Consider the following 16,038-nt stretch of genomic DNA (forward strand, 5'->3'; position numbering starts at 1 on the left):
GGGCGGCCGCGCGCGAGAAGGGCGGCGAAACGGCGTGCGATGCGGGCTGACCGGAATTCCGCCGCGCGTTGGGTAGATTCCCCCGCGATGTCCAGACTCCCTACCCCATCCGGTGCGAACGACGTGACCGATGCCGCGCTTCCCGCCTCGATGGTCGGGCGCCGGTATCGCAGCAGCGATTACTACGAAGTCGGGCGCGAGAAGATCCGTGAGTACGCCCGCGCGGTGCGCAACCACCACCCCGCGCATCGGTCGGAGGAGGCGGCGGCGGATCTCGGCTACGACCGCCTGCTCGCTCCCCCGACCTTCGGCGCGGTGCCGGGGTACCTCGCCTACGCCGAAGCGTTCGAGACGATCCTGCCCGGCTACGACCTGAGCCGGACCATCCAGACCGATCAGATGATCGAATTCCACCGCCCGCTCCAGGCCGGCGACCGGATCGACTTCGAGATGTGCCTGGACTCGTTCCGGCACGCGTTCGGCGGCGACCTCATCGGCCTGCGTCAGACCATTCTGGATCAGGACGACCGGCCTGTCGTCACGTCCCGCACCAGTTTGGTCGGGCGAGCCGACGAGGCTCTTCCGACGTGGTTCGACGCGGTCGTGATGCACGGCGCCCGCCCGGAGGCACGGAAACAGCGCCGCGCATCCCACCCGCGATATGTCGGCGACGGCAGCGAGCCCGTACGCCGGACGCCGCCCGCACCCGCCGGTCCCCATGTCCGGCCCTTCGGCACCGTGAGCCTCGGAGCCGAGCTGCCGCCGCGCGCCCTCACGGTCACCCGGGGCGATCTGGTCAACTACGCCGGAGTCGCGGGAGATCCGAATCCCATCCATTGGAGCACCGCGGCCGCCGCGCTGATGGGGCTGGAGACCGTCGTCGCGCAGGGCATGTTCACCATCGGGCTCAGTGTGGACTTGCTCACCTCCTGGCTGGGCGACCCCGGCGCACTGCGCTCCTACAACGTGCGCCTGACCAATCCCGTCCACGTCGGCGTGACCGGCGGCCGGATCGAGTTCGCGGGCCGGGTGAAACACCTGGACGCGGACACCCGTACCGCCACCATCGCGATCACCGCCGAGCACGACGGACGCAAGATCTTCGGTCGCGCGACGGCCGAGGTCGTCCTCGCGTGACCGCACGCCCCGTCCGCGCCGCCGGAATCGATGGGTTTGGCCCGGAGCAGCCGGGGCACGTTGGAGGCGGAGCGCGCGCCCGCCGGTGTCGGCGACGCGAACTCGGCACCCGATCGAGCGGGCAACCGGCCCGCTCGCACCCGAAAGGACCGGTATCTGTCGTGGTTGTGCTTCTTGCTGTGATCGGCTCGGCCTCCCTTGCCGTCATCGCGGTTCATGCCACGGTCGTCGCCCGCAGCTTGGCGGAGCTCCGTTCCCCGCGCCGCGATGGCGCGGTCCGGGAGGCCGAGCGGGACACCGCGCGGCTCACCGGCACCACGGTCTGACCGCCCGCGCCATCCGCGCCATCCTTTCGGCAGCTCTCCATCCGCGCAGGTCGGCACTGTCATGTCTCGGTCGGATGTCGGATCGGATACGATCTTGACTGTTTCTCGGTCCAGCAAACGGCCGCGGAGACAGTCGGCGTGCGCTGGTGCCGCCCCATGGTGATCGGAGGCCGGGTTGTCGGTGTTCGCCGACGACGGCAATCGTGCTGTCATTCGTTCTGCCACAATCGGACCCGCGACCGGTGGTGTCCGTGCGGCGTGACGGGACAGACGACGATCCCGAGGTGATCGTGGACGCGGATTGGCCGTGGCAGCAACCTTCCGTGCTGCTGATCGAGGACGATCCGGGGGATGCGCTGCTGGTGGAGGAACTGGTCGTGGACGGCGCGCCCGGGTTGCAGTTGCACTGGGTCCGGTCACTGGCGGAGGCCGCCGAGCATCTGGCCACCGCCGAGCCCGACTGTGTGCTGCTGGACCTGCATCTGCCCGATGCCCAAGGGCTGGAGGCGGTAGAACGCATCCGCCGGCACACCGACCAGGTCGCGATCGTGGTGATGACCGGTCTGGATCAGGAGCAGACCGGTTTGGCCGCGGTCGCGGCGGGAGCCCAGGACTACCTGGTCAAAGGCCGGGTCGAGCCCGAACTGTTCGGGCGTGCCGTGCGTTATGCGATCCAGCGCAAGCAAGCCGAGCGCACCAGCGCGGCCTTGCAGGCGATCAATATGCGCGCGCAGGAGAACGCCCGGCTGGAACGCGGCTTGCTGCCCACTCCGCTGCTGCGCGGGAAGCAGGTCGTCGACGTGGTGGCGCGCTACCGTCCCGGCCGGGCCCACGCGCTGCTCGGCGGCGATTTCTACGACGTGGTGCAGGACTCGGACGGCACGGTGCACGCCGTCATCGGTGATGTGTCCGGGCACGGTCCGGACGAGGCGGCGACCGGTGTGGCGTTGCGCCTGGCGTGGCGCACGCTTGTGCTGAGCGGGGTGACCGGGGCGCGGCAGCTGCGGTTGCTCGAACAGGTCCTGCTGGCCGAACGCACCGGCAGGCAGACCTTCGCGACGGTGACCAGCCTGATGTTGCATCCGGGTGAGCGCCGTGCTCAGGTGCTGCGGGCCGGGCACCCCGGGATGGTGCAGCGCTCGGCCTCCGGATTGACCTGGGTCGAGGTGCCCGGCGGGCCTGCCCTCGGCTTTCTGCCCGGTCGCGCCGAGTGGCCCGTGCACGATGTGGACCTGCCACTGGGCTCCGGGCTGATGGTGTTCACCGACGGATTGTTCGAGGGCAGGGTCGGGACCGACCAGGAACGTCTCGGCGAGGAAGGACTGATGGAAGTCGCCCGCGCCGTCCGGGCCGCGGATCCCGACTGGTTCGTCGACGAGCTGATCGGCCGCGTCGAGGCACTGGCGGGGGCGTCGGGCGGTTTGGACGACGATGTCGCCATCCTGTATCTGGGATGGCACGGCGACGGGCGAGGACAGGACCAGAACCGATGACGACGAAGACCGAGCGGCCGCCCCTGAGCACGCGACTGACCGCCCAGGCCTGGTTTCAACTGGTGCTCGCCTCGATGGTGTTGGTGGTGATCATCGGCACCGTGGCGGGCGCCCAGGTGATCGCCCAGACCAACCGGGGGGCCGATCGGCTGCTCGACAAGTCGTTGCCAGCGGCGGCCGAGGCCTACAAGTTGCAGAGTGCCCTGGTAGACCAGGAGACCGGCCTGCGCGGCTACGGCATCACCGCCGACCCGCAGTTCCTGCAGCCCTACCGGGACGGCGCCCTGGACGAGGCGCAGTCGGTCGCCCGCTTGCGGGAGCTGCTGGCCGACCGCCGACCGTTGCTCGACGAGCTCGACGCCGTGGAGCAGTCCGCGCAGCGTTGGCGCACCGAGTACGCCGAGCCGCTGGTGGCGGGATTGACCTCCGGGACGACCCGCGGACTCGAGCCTTCCACCCCTACTCGGGGTAAGCCGCTGTTCGACGAACTCCGGACGCGCTTCGAGGCCCAGAACAAGGGTCTCGAGGCGGCCATCGCCCACGACGAAGAGGAGCTCGTGCACACCCGAACCGTCCGGGACGCCGTGCTGGCCGGAATGGTCATCGCGTTCCTGCTCACCGGGGTGTTGCTGACCGTGTTGGTCCGGCGCTTGATCGCCCGTCCCCTCGGCTCCTTGACGGACGCGTCGCTGCGGGTGGCGGGCGGCGACTTCGATCATCACATCGACGTGCACGGTCCGGCCGACTTGGCGACCGTCGCGCAGGCGGTGGAGAGCATGCGCCGCAGGATCGTCGCCGAGCTGGAATCCTCGCGCGCCCAGGAAGCCGTGCTCGCCGAGCAGAAGACCGATCTCGACCTGCAGGCCGTGGAACTGCGCCGTTCCAACGCCGAGCTGGAGCAGTTCGCCTACGTCGCCTCACACGATCTGCAGGAGCCGCTGCGCAAGGTGGCGTCGTTCTGCCAGCTGCTGGAGAAGCGCTACGGCGACGAACTCGACGAACGCGGCAAGCAGTACATCGACTTCGCCGTCGACGGCGCCAAGCGGATGCAGGGGCTCATCAACGACCTGCTCACCTTCTCCCGCGTGGGCCGCATCACCGACCGCACGGAACCCACCGGACTCGGCCAGTCCCTGGACAAGGCGCTGACCAATCTCTCCGCGGCGATCGATGACACCGACACCCGGATCCGGCGCCCGGAGGAGCTGCCCGAGATCATCGGCGATCCGACGCTGCTGACGATGCTGTGGCAGAACCTGATCGCCAACGCCATCAAGTTCCGTCGGCCCGATCACCCACCGGAGATCGAGATCACCTGCGAGCCGGGTGAGAACGGTAGCGGCTGGCTGCTGTCGGTCTCCGACAACGGCATCGGGATCGCACCCGAATTCGCCGAGAAGGTGTTCGTCATCTTCCAGCGGCTGCACAATCGTGAGGAGTACAGCGGAACCGGCATCGGACTGGCCGTGTGCAAGAAGATCGTGGAGTATCACGGCGGCCGGATCTGGATCGATACCGATCACACCGCGGGCACCCGCTTCTGCTTCACGCTGCGTACCGCCGACGCCGACACCACCGCCCGTACCGCCGACATTCCCGCCCCCGAAGGAGCCACCGCATGACCTCCCCCGGCCAGCCGATCGACATCCTGCTCGTCGAGGACGATCCCGGCGACGAGCTGATGACGCGAGAGGCCTTCGAGGACAACAAGATCGGTAACACCCTGCATGTCGCCAGGGACGGCGAGGAGGCGCTCGAGTTCCTCTACCGCCAGGGCCGGTACCCGGACGCGCCGCGGCCGGACCTGATCCTGCTCGACCTGAACCTGCCCAAGTACGACGGCAGGCAGGTGCTGGAGAAGATCAAAGCCGACCCCGATCTGGCGCACATTCCGGTGGTCGTGCTGACCACCTCCGCAGCCGAGGAGGACATCCTGCGCAGCTACCGGCTGCACGCGAACGCGTACGTCACCAAGCCGGTCGACCTCGATCAGTTCGTGGCCGCCATCAAGCAGATCGACGATTTCTTCGTCCAGGTCGTCCGGCTGCCGCGCCAAAACCCGTAGCGGCGTTCCCTCGCGATACCGCGCCGGCTCTGCCGGGCTGTGGCACAGCGTTTTACGGATGCCGCGCGATGGCCGGGGGCCGGATCTTCCCGGCCGCCACCCGGGATGAATGGGGAATGATCAACTGGGTATAGCCTCGGGGAGCATGGCACACGCACGGCGAACACGGCCGCCGAGCCCGATGACGGTCCACGTGCTCGGCGTGACGGGTACAGCGCACCGATCCCCGACAGGGAGGTAACGAGGTGACGGCGCATCGACGCCCTTGGCACGGCACGACGACGGGACGACCGGGACGACCGGACCGCGACAGACGCACTCCGATCCCGGCGGCTGGTGCACGCTCGTGAGCGCGGGCGAGCGGGTCCCGCTACCCGACGCCGTGACACCCCTGGAGTTGGATTTCGCTGCCGAGGCGGTGCACTTGGCGACCGTCCGGCATACCCTCCAGGAATGGCTCGGCGAGTGCGGGATGGCGGCCGCCCCGGCCTACGACGTGCTGCTGGCCGTCGGTGAAGCGTGTACCAACGCCGTAGAACACGGCCATCACGGCGACGGCGGCGTGGTGCGCTTGCGCGCATCGATCGAGGGCGACGAACTCCGGGTGACCATCGCCGACAGCGGCCGATGGAAACAACCCGACCCCCAGGCGGATCCGCTGCGCGGGCGCGGCATGCCGCTGATCCGCGCGCTCATTCCGGACGTCACCGTGACCACCGGCGATTCCGGCACGGTGGTCGATCTGCGCACCCACTTCTCGGAATAGCTTCCGCGCCTATGCCCGGCCGGGCGCGTTGTCCTGCGCGTCCCGCAATCGGACGTTGTCGGCGTGCAGCCGGTCGTTGTCCGCGTGCAGGTCGGCGTTCGCGTCCTCGAGGTCGAGAATGCGGCGGATGCCCGCCAGGTTCACGCCCGTGGCAACCAGGTCGGTGATCCGCCGCAACCGGGCGAGGTCGTTTCCGCTGTAGCGGCGGGTGCCCCCGTCGCTGCGCGCTGGAGTCAGCAACCCATGACGCTCGTAGAGCCTGAGCGTCTGCACGCCGATTCCGGCCAAGCCGGCAGCGACCGAGATCCCGTACACCGCTTGGCCCGGATCCGGCAGATGCCCCGAGTCGCCCCTCTCCCGCGTCATCCATCCTCACTTCGAGTTGCCCAACAGATTTCCTAGTTTAGCGCCTTGCGCTCAACTTCTCTCAATGCTATAAAAAATCTATGTCAGATAGCAGAGGTTATCTGGCCCCTACTACGGAGAATGGAGTGAGTGGAGGTGGCGACCATGCTGATGCGCACCGATCCGTTCCGCGATCTGGACCGTCTGACGCAGCAGGTGTTCGGCACGAAGGCGCATCCCGCGGTGATGCCGATGGATGCCTGGCGCGCGGGCGAGGAGTTCGTCGTCGAGTTCGACCTGCCCGGCATCGACCCCGAATCCCTGGACCTGGATATCGAGCGCAATGTGGTGACGGTGCGCGCCCGCCGTCCCGAACTCGACTCGGGCCGTGAGATGATCGCCGCTGAACGCGCCCGCGGCGTGTTCAGCCGTCAACTGTTCCTGGGCGAGAACCTCGACACCGACAAGATTCGCGCCGATTACACCGACGGCGTACTGCGGCTGACGATTCCGGTCGCGGAGAAGGCCAAGCCGCGCAAGATCGAGATCGGCCGCGGCAACGGGCACAAGGCGATCGACGCCTGAGCCGGCCGCGGAGAATGCGGGTCCGGGATCCCGGGCCCGCACCCGGCGGGAACGCGAAAGGCGTTACCGCACAGAGGTTATTCTTGCGAACGGAACACCTGATGGAGCACCCGATCATGACATCGACCGAACGGCACGTCCCGCTGCTCGCAACGGCCGACTCCGGAACCGACGTTTCCCCCGAAGCCGCGGTCGTCTGGCCCCACCCCAGCCCGCTGGACGCCTGGTGGCAGCGGATCATGCACACCGATCCGTTGCCCGACGCCGCGTGACCCGGACCATCCTTTCGTGACCGGCCTGCCCCACCACCGGACCGCGGCGGATTTCTGGCGCCGCGGCACGGTGGTCTGGTTCAACATCGAGAAGGGTTTCGGATTCCTTCAGCCCGCGGACGATCCCACGCAGGTCTTCGTCGAGTACACCAGCATCGAGACGACCGGATACAAGTCGTTGTACGCCGGCCAGCCCGTCCTTTTCACCGCCACCATGCGCAAGCGCGGCCCCGAAGCCACGGCGGTGCGTCCGCTGCTTCCGGACGCTCGGCCGCGGTCTCGATGATCGGGACCGTCGTGATGCCCGCAGCGTCACGACGACCGCGTGATCCGCGCGACACTCGCGCGGCCACACCGGGACAGTGATATAACCGGACATACGTGTCCGGAGATGTCATGGGCCGGAGCGCAGGTCGCACTTGTGGAAGGTGGTCGCGTGACGCCGGACCCGCCGCGCCCCGAGCCGGTTCCGCCGCACCGGAGGGCCGGAACTCCCGCCGGAATGGAGTTCGGGATCTACGTTCCGCAGATCGTCCCGGAGTACGAGACGCTGCTGGACCTCGCGCGAACCACCGAGCGGACGGGCTTCGACACGCTGTGGTTGTTCGACCACCTCTACGCGCCCGGGCTCCCCGACCATCCGGCGCTCGAGGCGTGGACAACCGCCACCGCGCTGCTCGCCGACACCACGACTCTGCGGGTCGGCGCCTTGGTGCTGTGCAACAACTTCCGGCATCCGGTGCTACTCGCCCGCATGGCCACCACCCTCGATCTGATCTCCGGAGGGCGGCTCGAGTTCGGACTCGGCAGCGGTTCGGTGCGCGAGGAGCACCGGCAGGCGGGCCTGCCATGGGGGTCGGCCGCGGACCGAGCCGAACGGCTCGGCGAAGCGCTCGAGATCATCACCCGGATGTTCGCCTCCGAGCGCACGTCGTTCCAGGGCCGGCACTACCAGGTGACCGAGATGCCCAATCGGCCGCGACCCGTCCAGCAGCCGCGGCCACCGATCCACATCGGAGGCGCGGGGCCGAAGTACACCATGCCCCTGGTCGCTCGTTACGCCGACGTCTGGAACGTGCCCACCTACGGACTGCGCGATTGGCCCGCGCTCACCGGTGTGCTGGAGAAGGAATGCGCACGGATCGACCGGGACCCGGGCCTGATCCGCAGATCGCACCAGGCCGTCTTGGCGGTGGCCGCGCACGAGCGCGAGCTCCCCGAGTTGCGGGCGCGCGTCGGCCGCCGCTTCGCCGCCGCAGCGTTCGGCGTCGACGACGGCTACATCGGGACGCCCGCCATGCTGGTGGATCGACTGGGCGAACGAGCCCAGCAGGGCATCTCCTCGTTCGTGTTCATGGTCGGGGCGAAACACGCCGCGGCGACGATGGAGCTCTTCGCCGCCGAGGTCATGCCCCAGCTGTGAGCCGGACACCTGCGGCGGCAGCGCGCGGGGCCATCGCCGCTGCCACGGCGTTCCCGCGCCTCCGAAACCGGGCGCTTCCGGGCGCCGACCTGCTGCTCGTCGCGACTTGCCGCGTTCGACCGCAGGGGGTATCAGAGGCCGGGGCAGCGAAAAACAGGTATACCCCCGGCCGATCGGCCGTCGTGCGGCGAACTACGAGTGCGAGAGGCTGACATGGTCGGTGACATCAGCACGATGATTTCGAGGCTCTATGTACCAGCGCGATCCCAAGCACACCGGAAACGTCGGTGACCCTCCCTCCGCTCGACGAGAGGCAACGCTGATGATCAGGCGTTGCGAATGCTGCGGCCGTCTGCTGGCACCACTGTTCGACGTGTGTTCGTCCTGCCGATCCGCTGATCTGGCATGGGTTCCGTGCTCCGGCGCCGGATCGGTCGTGTCGTGGCGGGTGTTGCAGTGCGCCGCGAATCCACGCGCCGAGGTCGAGCGCTCCACGATCGCCATCGTGGAACTCGATGAAGGTCCGTGGCTATACACGACGATCCATGGCGAACTGCCGCCCACTTCCCCCGGGCCGGTCCGTGTGCGGTTCCGGGCACGTTCCCGCGGGGACAGATTTCCGGTGTTCGCGGTCAACCGTGAGGCGCGAGCCTCGGACGCCAGCCCTCAACCGGCATAACTCCGGCTTTCGCCAGCACGCCCCCTCGGCTGCGGCGAGCCGCATGCCGCCATCGCCTCCGGCGACACCCCCGATGGCCTACCCGGGCGTCCCGAGCAGCCTGGAAGAACGCGGCCGCATTCTGCGGGAACTGGGGTTCGTGACCCGCCGGGTCGGCGACGAATTGCACGGTCGCGCCGAGATCACGCCCGAGATGCACGTACCGGGCACCGCCGTGCTGCGCACGTCCGTCCTCGCGACCTGGGCCGACACCGTTTCCGGCCTGCTGGCCTCCCTGGCGATGGGCCCGCGGGTACCGGTCACGCTGGAACTCGACGTCAACCTCTACCGTCCCGCCCCCGGTACGGGCGAGGTCAGGGCCGTCGGACGAACGGTGAAGGCGGGTCGCTCGGTCTTCGTGGCGGAGTTCGAATTCAGCGTCGACGCCGAGCCGATTGCCCTCGGGGCCGCTTCCTTCATGGTGGCGCCCGATCCGGACGTGCAATTGCCGCCGCGACTGAGCGTCGAACTGCCGCCCACGACGGAGCGGCTGCCGATGCCGTTGGCCGAGCGCGCCGGCTGCCTGCGGGTCGCCCCCGGAACGGTGGTACTGCCTCGGTCGGCCGATGGGCTCAATGCCTCCGACACCATCAACGGTGGCCTGCTCGCTTTGGCCGCGGAGGAGGCGGTGCTCTCGCTCGCCCCCGGCGACAGCCTCGGTTTCCTCGGCCTGCGCTATGTGCTCGGCGCCCGGGTGGGCCCGGTGGTGGCCGACGCGCGGTTGCACGAGGGACTGGGCCGGGTCGAAGTGCGCGACACCGGCAACGACAATCGGCTCACCACGCTGGCCACCGCCCGCGTTTTCGGCAGGTGAACGATCTCAGCCCTGCGGTACCACGCCGCGAGGCAGGATAAGCGCCAAGTCGTTGTAGGTCACGATGCCCGGGGGTGCGGCGACAACGGCGGGAACGGCGTTGATGACCGGCATGGCGGTCATGATGTGCCCGAGGGTCATGAAATCGGCGATCGTCTCGGCCTGGAAATCCGGGGGCGGCAGAAAGCTGACGACGTTCTGCACCGTCGGACGGCCGTCGACTCTCAGCACCCACCCGTCCTGCTCGATCCGCCAATCGGGCTCGAGCGTCTGCCCCTTGCGCCAGCGGACGTTGATCTCGACGAGGGTCCGGTCGCCCGCTCGCCCTTTCCAGCTCGCGTGGACGCCGGCGACACAGCCCGCCCGGATGGTCCAGGACCCCAGATCGAGATCGGCGGTGGTCTGCGCGTACTGCGCGTCACAGCGCACTTCGTCGAGTTCGACACCGAGAGCGTCGCCGATCAGTCGTACCGCCTCACCGAACACGCCGGTGCCGTGCGCGGTCATCGCGGGCAGGGCGGGATCCTCGATCGGCCTGCCGAACCCCACCGGCTTCTCGGTTTCCGGCGAGTCGTAGAAGGTGGTGTCGGCAGCCTCGTCGATGGTCACCTTGTCGACCCGGTCGCAGATGCCCGCGGCCACCACCGCCAGCAGGTTGATGTACCCCGGACTGATACCGGAACCGAACATGGTGGAACCGCCGCGGCGGCATGCCTCGGCGATCCGGTCGCGGCCGTCTCCCTGGTTGTGGCCGGTGATGAACGAAGCGGTCGCGACGACATCGACCCCCGCCGACAGGATGCGGACCAGTTCGTCCACGTCGATCCACATGGGGTTGTAGACCACGCAATCCGGCTTCAGCGCCAGCAGCGCCTCGATGTCGTCGGTGGCCGTGACTCCCAGGGGCTCGATACCGCACAACTCGCCGGCATCGCGCCCCACCTTGTCCGGCGACCAGGCGTAGCAGCCGACGAGTTCGAACAGCGGATTGGCCGCGATGGCCCGCACCGAACTCTTCCCGACATTCCCCGTGGTCCACTGGACGACCTTATAAGCAGGCGTGTTTGACACGCGCTCAGCATAGAAGCCGACAGCGCCGTTTCGAAGTCTAATTCTCATATTCGAGAACTTTGCTCTCATACTGGGCTGGGCACCGGGCCCGTGGAGCGCTCAGGCCCGGGCGGACACTCCCAGGACCGCCGGAGTCGCCACACCGACGCAGACCTGCACCCGGTCCTGATAGAAGGCGACGTGCCCGCGCAGGCGCGCCACTTGGCCGATCGGGTCGTCGTAGCTCCAGCACACGGCGGTGTCGCCGTCGCCGTCGAAACGCCAGTAGGTCGCCTGCCCTTTGAACGGGCATCGGCTGCTGCGCGCGTCGTCGCGCCGGAGCGCGACCCGCACGTCCTCGCGGGGGAAATAGAACACCAGACCGTGGTCCTGCTCGTCGACGAGCAGGGGCCGCGTCGTCTCGGCGACGAGCCGGTCACCGAGCCGGGCCGTGACGAGGTTGCGGCGTCGGTGGATGTCGACGCGATAGTCGGGTCTGTCCGCGAAACCGGAGTGCTCGACCTCCGCGGCGGTCCGCTGTTCGTCCATCCGAGGATTCCTTTCCGAAGCCCGACCGGTCACAGCCGCGCGGCCGACGGGATCGCGGCGTGTTCCCGGCGCAGCGGGCGGATCATCGCCTCCTGCGTGAACGAGGCGATCAAGCGACCGTCCTCGGTGTGCACCTGGCCGCGCACATACGACATGCCCCCGCCCACCTGCGTGCTCTCGTGGGAGTACAGCAGCCAGCCGTCCCACCCGACCGGCTCGTGGAAACTCACCGTCACGGTCATGACCGCGGTCGAGATGGTGTGGTGCGCCTGGCTGGTGCCGACACCCGCGTGCGCGCGCATGGTCGCCGAGACCGAGAGGTGACCGGTGAAGTGGGCGAGCAGGGCCTTGGCGAGGTCGTCGCGAACCGGAATCGGTTCGTAGCGCAGCCAGGCGGACAACTCGGGCGGGCCGACCTCCGCGGGGTCGTTCACATCGGCGACGCCGACGATCCGCAGCTCGCGGCCCGCCATCGGCATCTCGGCCACGATCGCCTCCTCCGGCCCGGCGACTCGCGGGCGTGGCGCGTGATGCCGGATGACGTCGGCTGCCGGTGTGTCGGCCAGGACGGCGACCGATGCGCAGCGGCGACCGTTCTGCTGCACCGCCACCGCCGCCGCGGCCATCGAACGTCCCTCGTGGGTCACGTCGACCACGAACTCGAGGGGCTCGTCCGGATCGACGACACGGGTGAAGATGGCGTGCGCCGACCGGATCGATCTGCCGGGCAACCGTTTCGCGACCGCGACGAGGGATTGCGCGAGGAGCTGGGTGCCGTCGACCACCTTGCGCGATCCGCCGTCACTGGCGCCGGTGAAGGTGTTCACGCCGACGGGAACGACATCGAAGATCTCGAGCATCCGCGTCACCGAGGACTCGCCGGGCGCGGCCGTGTCCTCGATGGCGTTCGCCGCGTCTTCGCCCGGGCCGGTCCCGGACCGGGTATGAGTCATCTGGTTCCTTCCGGGAGGAAAGCCTTCCAGCCGCCAGGTCGCCCCCGCCGCCGCGATGGCTTCGACCGTGGCACAGGCCGCCTCGGGGCGGTCGGCGGGCGTCCGGCCGGTGATGACGACGTCGACCCGTAGGTGCGATGTTCGGCGACCGCGCCGACCAGTTCGGTGACGATCCGCGGCGTCGGTCCGAACGACCCGTCGGAACCGATGATCATCGGGGCGACACCGTCCCAGCGGGCCGGAACGCCGTAGCGGCGAGCGATTGGGCCAGTTGCCGCCGATCCAGATCGGCGGGCGAGGTCGTTGCACCGGGGTCGGCAGAATCGTGGCGCCATCGGCCGACAGGTGTGTGCCGTGGACGTCGACCTCCGCACCGGACCACAGCGCGGTGAGCAGAGCCAGCCCTTCGTCCAACCACTCGGCGACCGCGCGTGGCTCGGCCGGTTCACCCCAGGTGCCGTACCGCGAACCGTTCTCACCCCCGGGCGTAGCCGTGTGACGGCCAGCCGCCTTTCACTTGAGCATGCTGCCCGCGTCGATCGGCAACGGAACACCGGTGACGAAACGGGACTCGTCCGAAGCGAGATAGAGCACCGCGTTGCTGATGTCGACCGGCTCCACCCACGGGATCGGCAAAGTGTGGAACATCCGGCAGATCGGCTCGAGATCGGCGGGGCCCGGGTTCTCCAGATCGGGGCGGAACAGCTTGTAGGTGCCATCGTTCATCACCATCGGCGTGTTCACGTGCGTCGGATGCACCGAGTTGACCCGGATCGAGTGGTGGCCGAGTTCCACGGCGAAGGTTCGCATGAGACCGACGACGCCGTGCTTCGCGGCGACGTAGTGACCCACGTTCGGGTACGCCTTGAGGCCGCCCACGGAGCTGGTGAGCACGATCGAGCCGCCGCGGCCGCCCGCGATCAGATGCGGCGCACCGGCTTTCACGGTCTTCCACACGCCGCCCAGGTTGACGTCGATCATGTCGTCCCACAGGTTCTCCTCGAGGTCGAGCAGTTGCCCGCCCTCGTTGCCGATACCCGCGTTCGCGACGATGACGTCCAGCCGTCCGAGCTGCTCGACGCCGCTGTCGACGGCGGTCTTCAGCGCGGCGAAGTCGCGCACGTCCACCTCGGCGGTGAACACTCGCCTGCCTTCGGCTTTGACCAGATCGGCGGTGGTCGCCAGATCCTCGGGGGTGGACATCGGGAAGGGCACGTTGTCGAGCTGCTTGCAGACGTCGACGGCGATGATGTCGGCGCCTTCCTGCGCCAGCCGCACCGCGTGGCTGCGGCCTTGGCCACGCGCAGCACCGGTGATGAACGCGACCTTTCCTTCGACCCGTCCGGTCATGGTTACCTCTATTCGTTGTTCCGCCGAAACGGCTGGTTCGTGAGATCGCCCGAGAGCGGGGACTCACCCCTGATCAGGAGTTGGGCGTGAAGGTGATGTGGAGGTCGGTGAGCCCGCGCAGGATGTAGGTGGGCTCGTAGCTGTAGCGCCGCTCCCCCGCGGGGCCATGGTGTTCCTCGTCGATGGTGATGTCCAGCATCCGGTCCAGGATGCGTTCGATCGACACGCGCCCTTCGACCCGAGCCAGCGGGCCGCCGGGGCAGGAGTGCACCCCGCGCCCGAAGGCCATGTGTTCGCGGAAATTCGGCCGGTCCAAACGGAATTCGTGCGGATTCTCGAACCGCCGCGGGTCCCGGTTGGCCGCGCCGGGGCAGAACATCACCGTCGAGCCCACCGGGATGTCGGCATCGCCGATGGTCGTCGCGCGCTTCGCCAGGCGGAAACCGCTCTTGACCGGCGAATCCATCCGCAGCGACTCCTCGATGAACACCGGAATCAGGCTGCGATCCGCGCGCAGCCGCTCCTGCACCTCGGGATGATCGCCCAGCACCCGCAGTGACGCGCCGAGCAACTTCGCGGTGGTCTCCTGCCCGGCGGCGAACAAGAAAGTCGCCGAGCGCACCACATCGATGACCTCGGGTGTGGAGCCGTCCGGGTACTTCGCCAGCGCCAGCGACGTCAGGACGTCGTCGCGCGGCTCGCGCCGCCGATCGCTGATGTACGAACTGAATTTCTCGTCCAGCCACTCCAGCGGATTGCTCGACACCACCTCTTTGTCCAGCGCGCCGACCCGCGACCCCGGACGCTCGGCGCCCAAGGCGATGCGGAAGTCCTCGTGGTCCTCCTCCGGCACGCCCAGCATGTCGGCCACGACCAGCAACGAGAACGGCTTGGCGTATTCGGCGAGGAATTCACACCGCCCGCGCTCCAGGAATTCATCGAGCTGGCGGTCGGCCAACCGCCACATGAAGTCCTCGTTCTCCTTCAGCCGCGCCGGCGTCAGCAACCGGTTCAGCAACGACCGCGCGTAGGTGTGCTGCGGCGGATCCATCGTCACCATGTGCTCGAACATCGGCAACTGGCTGCGGTGCTGTTCGAGCAACTCGGTGAGGTCGTCGCCCTGGACTTCGAACGGCAACGGCGGGAACGGACCACCCACGGCGATCGCTGAGGAGAAGACTTCCGAGTTCTTCAGCACCTCCGTCGACTCCTCGTATCCGGTCACCGCGTACACCCCGTACCGCGATTCCCGCGTCACCGGGCACTTGGCCCGCAGGTGATCGAAGTACGGATGCGGATCCGGTACGACGGCCGGATCGGTGAAGTAGTCGACCGAATCGAAGTCAGTCATCGAGCGCACTCCTGAGTGATAGAAGCTACTTAGCGAAAGGATAACATTATTCTCTTCTAGAGCGAAGATCATTCTCACGCGGCCACGGAGAGATTCGCTCGCCCGGTGGAGCGGGGATCAGGGCAGGTAGACCCGGCTCGCCAGCCAGCGGCCTCCGACGAGTTCCATGGTCATCTCGACCCGGCTGCGATCCACTCGCGGATCCGCCGAGGCGGAATTGGTCACCGTCTGATCGATGAACAGCAGGACTTCGACTTTCGTCTCCGTCGCCGACTTGACCGCGGCGTCGAGCACCGTTCCCTTACCGGTCGCCTTGTTCTCCAGCAGCAGCTGGCGCAACTGGCCGCTCGAGCGGGTGTACATATCCCGGAACTCGCCCGTCGCACCGTCCAGTACGGCGGCGAAATCACGGTCGAGGGTGCCCGAGTCCACGCTGGTCAGCGTCATGGCATACGAGCGGGCCGCGGAAAGCCCGGCCGCCGCCGCGGCGTCCACGTCGCGCTCCTTCTTCAGCTGCCAGCCCAGGACGGCCGCCGCCGCTATGGCGGCGACCGCGACGGCCGCGGTGACGGGCAGCAGGGCTCGGCGGATCAGCGGGGTCACGCGCGACAGTAGGCCCGGTCGCGCGGACGCGCTCGGCTGCCGTTCGGCGGCGTCGCCGTCGGCAGACTCCTCGGCCGGGGCCGCATCCGTCCCGGCGGCCGTCTCCTCGGCCGCCTCCTCGGCCTCGTCCGGGGCGGTCGATAGCTTCTGCTCGGTCGCTACCGAGGTCGCGGTATCACTGTGGCTCATGATGACTCCTCGCTTGTGGTGGGTGTGCACTGTCAGGCCGACCATGGCC

General features: G+C 68.4%; 19 protein-coding genes and 1 pseudogene. 12 read left to right on the top strand and 8 right to left on the bottom strand.

The window, feature by feature from the left end; translation table 11 throughout:
* Positions 1–87: 87 nt before the first annotated feature.
* The 6 genes from NG1_RS02605 to NG1_RS02625 all read left to right on the top strand — a co-directional run bounded on the left by NG1_RS02605 (position 88) and on the right by NG1_RS02625 (position 5,787).
* On the top strand, positions 88–1,137 hold the full coding sequence (locus NG1_RS02605) for a fused (3R)-hydroxyacyl-ACP dehydratase subunits HadA/HadB (protein WP_062967574.1): 1,050 nt from the start codon (positions 88–90) through the stop codon (positions 1,135–1,137).
* Between the two features lie 161 nt (positions 1,138–1,298).
* Positions 1,299–1,463, top strand: a complete 165-nt coding sequence (locus NG1_RS36325) for a hypothetical protein (protein ID WP_157113828.1) — start codon at positions 1,299–1,301, stop codon at positions 1,461–1,463.
* A 251-nt stretch (positions 1,464–1,714) separates the two neighbouring features.
* On the top strand, positions 1,715–2,956 hold the full coding sequence (locus NG1_RS02610; RefSeq protein WP_373686111.1) for a PP2C family protein-serine/threonine phosphatase: 1,242 nt from the start codon (positions 1,715–1,717) through the stop codon (positions 2,954–2,956).
* Positions 2,953–4,578, top strand: coding sequence for a sensor histidine kinase (locus tag NG1_RS02615; RefSeq protein WP_062967576.1), 1,626 nt, complete (start codon positions 2,953–2,955; stop codon positions 4,576–4,578). Before NG1_RS02610 ends, NG1_RS02615 begins: the two co-directional genes overlap by 4 nt.
* Positions 4,575–5,021, top strand: a complete 447-nt coding sequence (locus tag NG1_RS02620) for a response regulator (protein ID WP_062967578.1) — start codon at positions 4,575–4,577, stop codon at positions 5,019–5,021. The genes NG1_RS02615 and NG1_RS02620 overlap by 4 nt, the downstream gene beginning before the upstream one ends.
* Before the next feature lie 265 nt (positions 5,022–5,286).
* Positions 5,287–5,787 carry an ATP-binding protein gene (locus NG1_RS02625; RefSeq protein ID WP_062967580.1) on the top strand — a complete coding sequence of 167 codons (501 nt, stop codon included), beginning with the start codon at positions 5,287–5,289 and terminating at the stop codon, positions 5,785–5,787.
* A gap of 9 nt (positions 5,788–5,796) precedes the next feature.
* On the opposite strand, the gene NG1_RS02630 is transcribed toward NG1_RS02625, so the two are convergent.
* Entirely contained in the window at positions 5,797–6,153 is a 357-nt protein-coding gene (locus tag NG1_RS02630) for a MerR family transcriptional regulator (RefSeq protein WP_040872048.1), read from the bottom strand.
* A 144-nt stretch (positions 6,154–6,297) separates the two neighbouring features.
* Between NG1_RS02630 and NG1_RS02635 the strand changes: the two genes are divergently transcribed.
* The 6 genes from NG1_RS02635 (at position 6,298) to NG1_RS02655 (ending at position 9,944) form a co-directional block, all read left to right on the top strand.
* A complete protein-coding gene (locus tag NG1_RS02635) occupies positions 6,298–6,717 on the top strand; it encodes an Hsp20/alpha crystallin family protein (protein ID WP_040872081.1) in 420 nt (139 codons plus the stop codon).
* A 116-nt stretch (positions 6,718–6,833) separates the two neighbouring features.
* On the top strand, positions 6,834–6,989 hold the full coding sequence (locus NG1_RS36330; protein ID WP_157113829.1) for a hypothetical protein: 156 nt from the start codon (positions 6,834–6,836) through the stop codon (positions 6,987–6,989).
* A gap of 16 nt (positions 6,990–7,005) precedes the next feature.
* Positions 7,006–7,275 carry a cold-shock protein gene (locus tag NG1_RS02640; protein ID WP_281032586.1) on the top strand — a complete coding sequence of 90 codons (270 nt, stop codon included), beginning with the start codon at positions 7,006–7,008 and terminating at the stop codon, positions 7,273–7,275.
* 150 nt (positions 7,276–7,425) lie between these two features.
* Positions 7,426–8,412, top strand: coding sequence for an LLM class flavin-dependent oxidoreductase (locus tag NG1_RS02645; protein WP_245659764.1), 987 nt, complete (start codon positions 7,426–7,428; stop codon positions 8,410–8,412).
* A 322-nt stretch (positions 8,413–8,734) separates the two neighbouring features.
* Complete coding sequence (locus tag NG1_RS38935; protein ID WP_063910241.1) at positions 8,735–9,091, top strand: Zn-ribbon domain-containing OB-fold protein; 357 nt, start codon at positions 8,735–8,737, stop codon at positions 9,089–9,091.
* Positions 9,092–9,134: 43 nt separating this feature from the next.
* The gene (locus tag NG1_RS02655) at positions 9,135–9,944 is read left to right on the top strand and encodes a PaaI family thioesterase (RefSeq protein WP_245659765.1); all 810 of its coding nucleotides are present in this window, start codon (positions 9,135–9,137) and stop codon (positions 9,942–9,944) included.
* Positions 9,945–9,950: 6 nt separating this feature from the next.
* On the opposite strand, the gene NG1_RS02660 is transcribed toward NG1_RS02655, so the two are convergent.
* The 7 genes and pseudogenes from NG1_RS02660 to NG1_RS02685 form a co-directional block, all read right to left on the bottom strand.
* Positions 9,951–11,015, bottom strand: a complete 1,065-nt coding sequence (locus NG1_RS02660) for an NAD(P)H-dependent amine dehydrogenase family protein (protein WP_062967588.1) — start codon at positions 11,013–11,015, stop codon at positions 9,951–9,953.
* A 99-nt stretch (positions 11,016–11,114) separates the two neighbouring features.
* On the bottom strand, positions 11,115–11,543 hold the full coding sequence (locus NG1_RS02665) for a DUF427 domain-containing protein (protein WP_062967590.1): 429 nt from the start codon (positions 11,541–11,543) through the stop codon (positions 11,115–11,117).
* A gap of 29 nt (positions 11,544–11,572) precedes the next feature.
* On the bottom strand, positions 11,573–12,403 hold the full coding sequence (locus NG1_RS38060) for an acyl-CoA thioesterase (protein WP_062967767.1): 831 nt from the start codon (positions 12,401–12,403) through the stop codon (positions 11,573–11,575).
* A gap of 375 nt (positions 12,404–12,778) precedes the next feature.
* Positions 12,779–12,910: pseudogene (locus tag NG1_RS38940) on the bottom strand (LLM class flavin-dependent oxidoreductase); the annotation flags it as partial.
* Positions 12,911–13,009: 99 nt separating this feature from the next.
* Positions 13,010–13,846 (bottom strand): mycofactocin-coupled SDR family oxidoreductase, encoded by an 837-nt coding sequence (locus tag NG1_RS02675; RefSeq protein WP_062967592.1) that lies wholly within the window; start codon positions 13,844–13,846, stop codon positions 13,010–13,012.
* 73 nt (positions 13,847–13,919) lie between these two features.
* Positions 13,920–15,197, bottom strand: coding sequence for a cytochrome P450 (locus tag NG1_RS02680; RefSeq protein WP_062967594.1), 1,278 nt, complete (start codon positions 15,195–15,197; stop codon positions 13,920–13,922).
* Positions 15,198–15,314: 117 nt separating this feature from the next.
* Positions 15,315–15,989 carry an Rv1363c family protein gene (locus NG1_RS02685; protein ID WP_063910249.1) on the bottom strand — a complete coding sequence of 225 codons (675 nt, stop codon included), beginning with the start codon at positions 15,987–15,989 and terminating at the stop codon, positions 15,315–15,317.
* Positions 15,990–16,038 lie beyond the last annotated feature (49 nt).

Source organism: Nocardia gamkensis NBRC 108242, assembly GCF_001612985.1.
In the GTDB taxonomy this organism is placed as follows: domain Bacteria; phylum Actinomycetota; class Actinomycetes; order Mycobacteriales; family Mycobacteriaceae; genus Nocardia; species Nocardia gamkensis.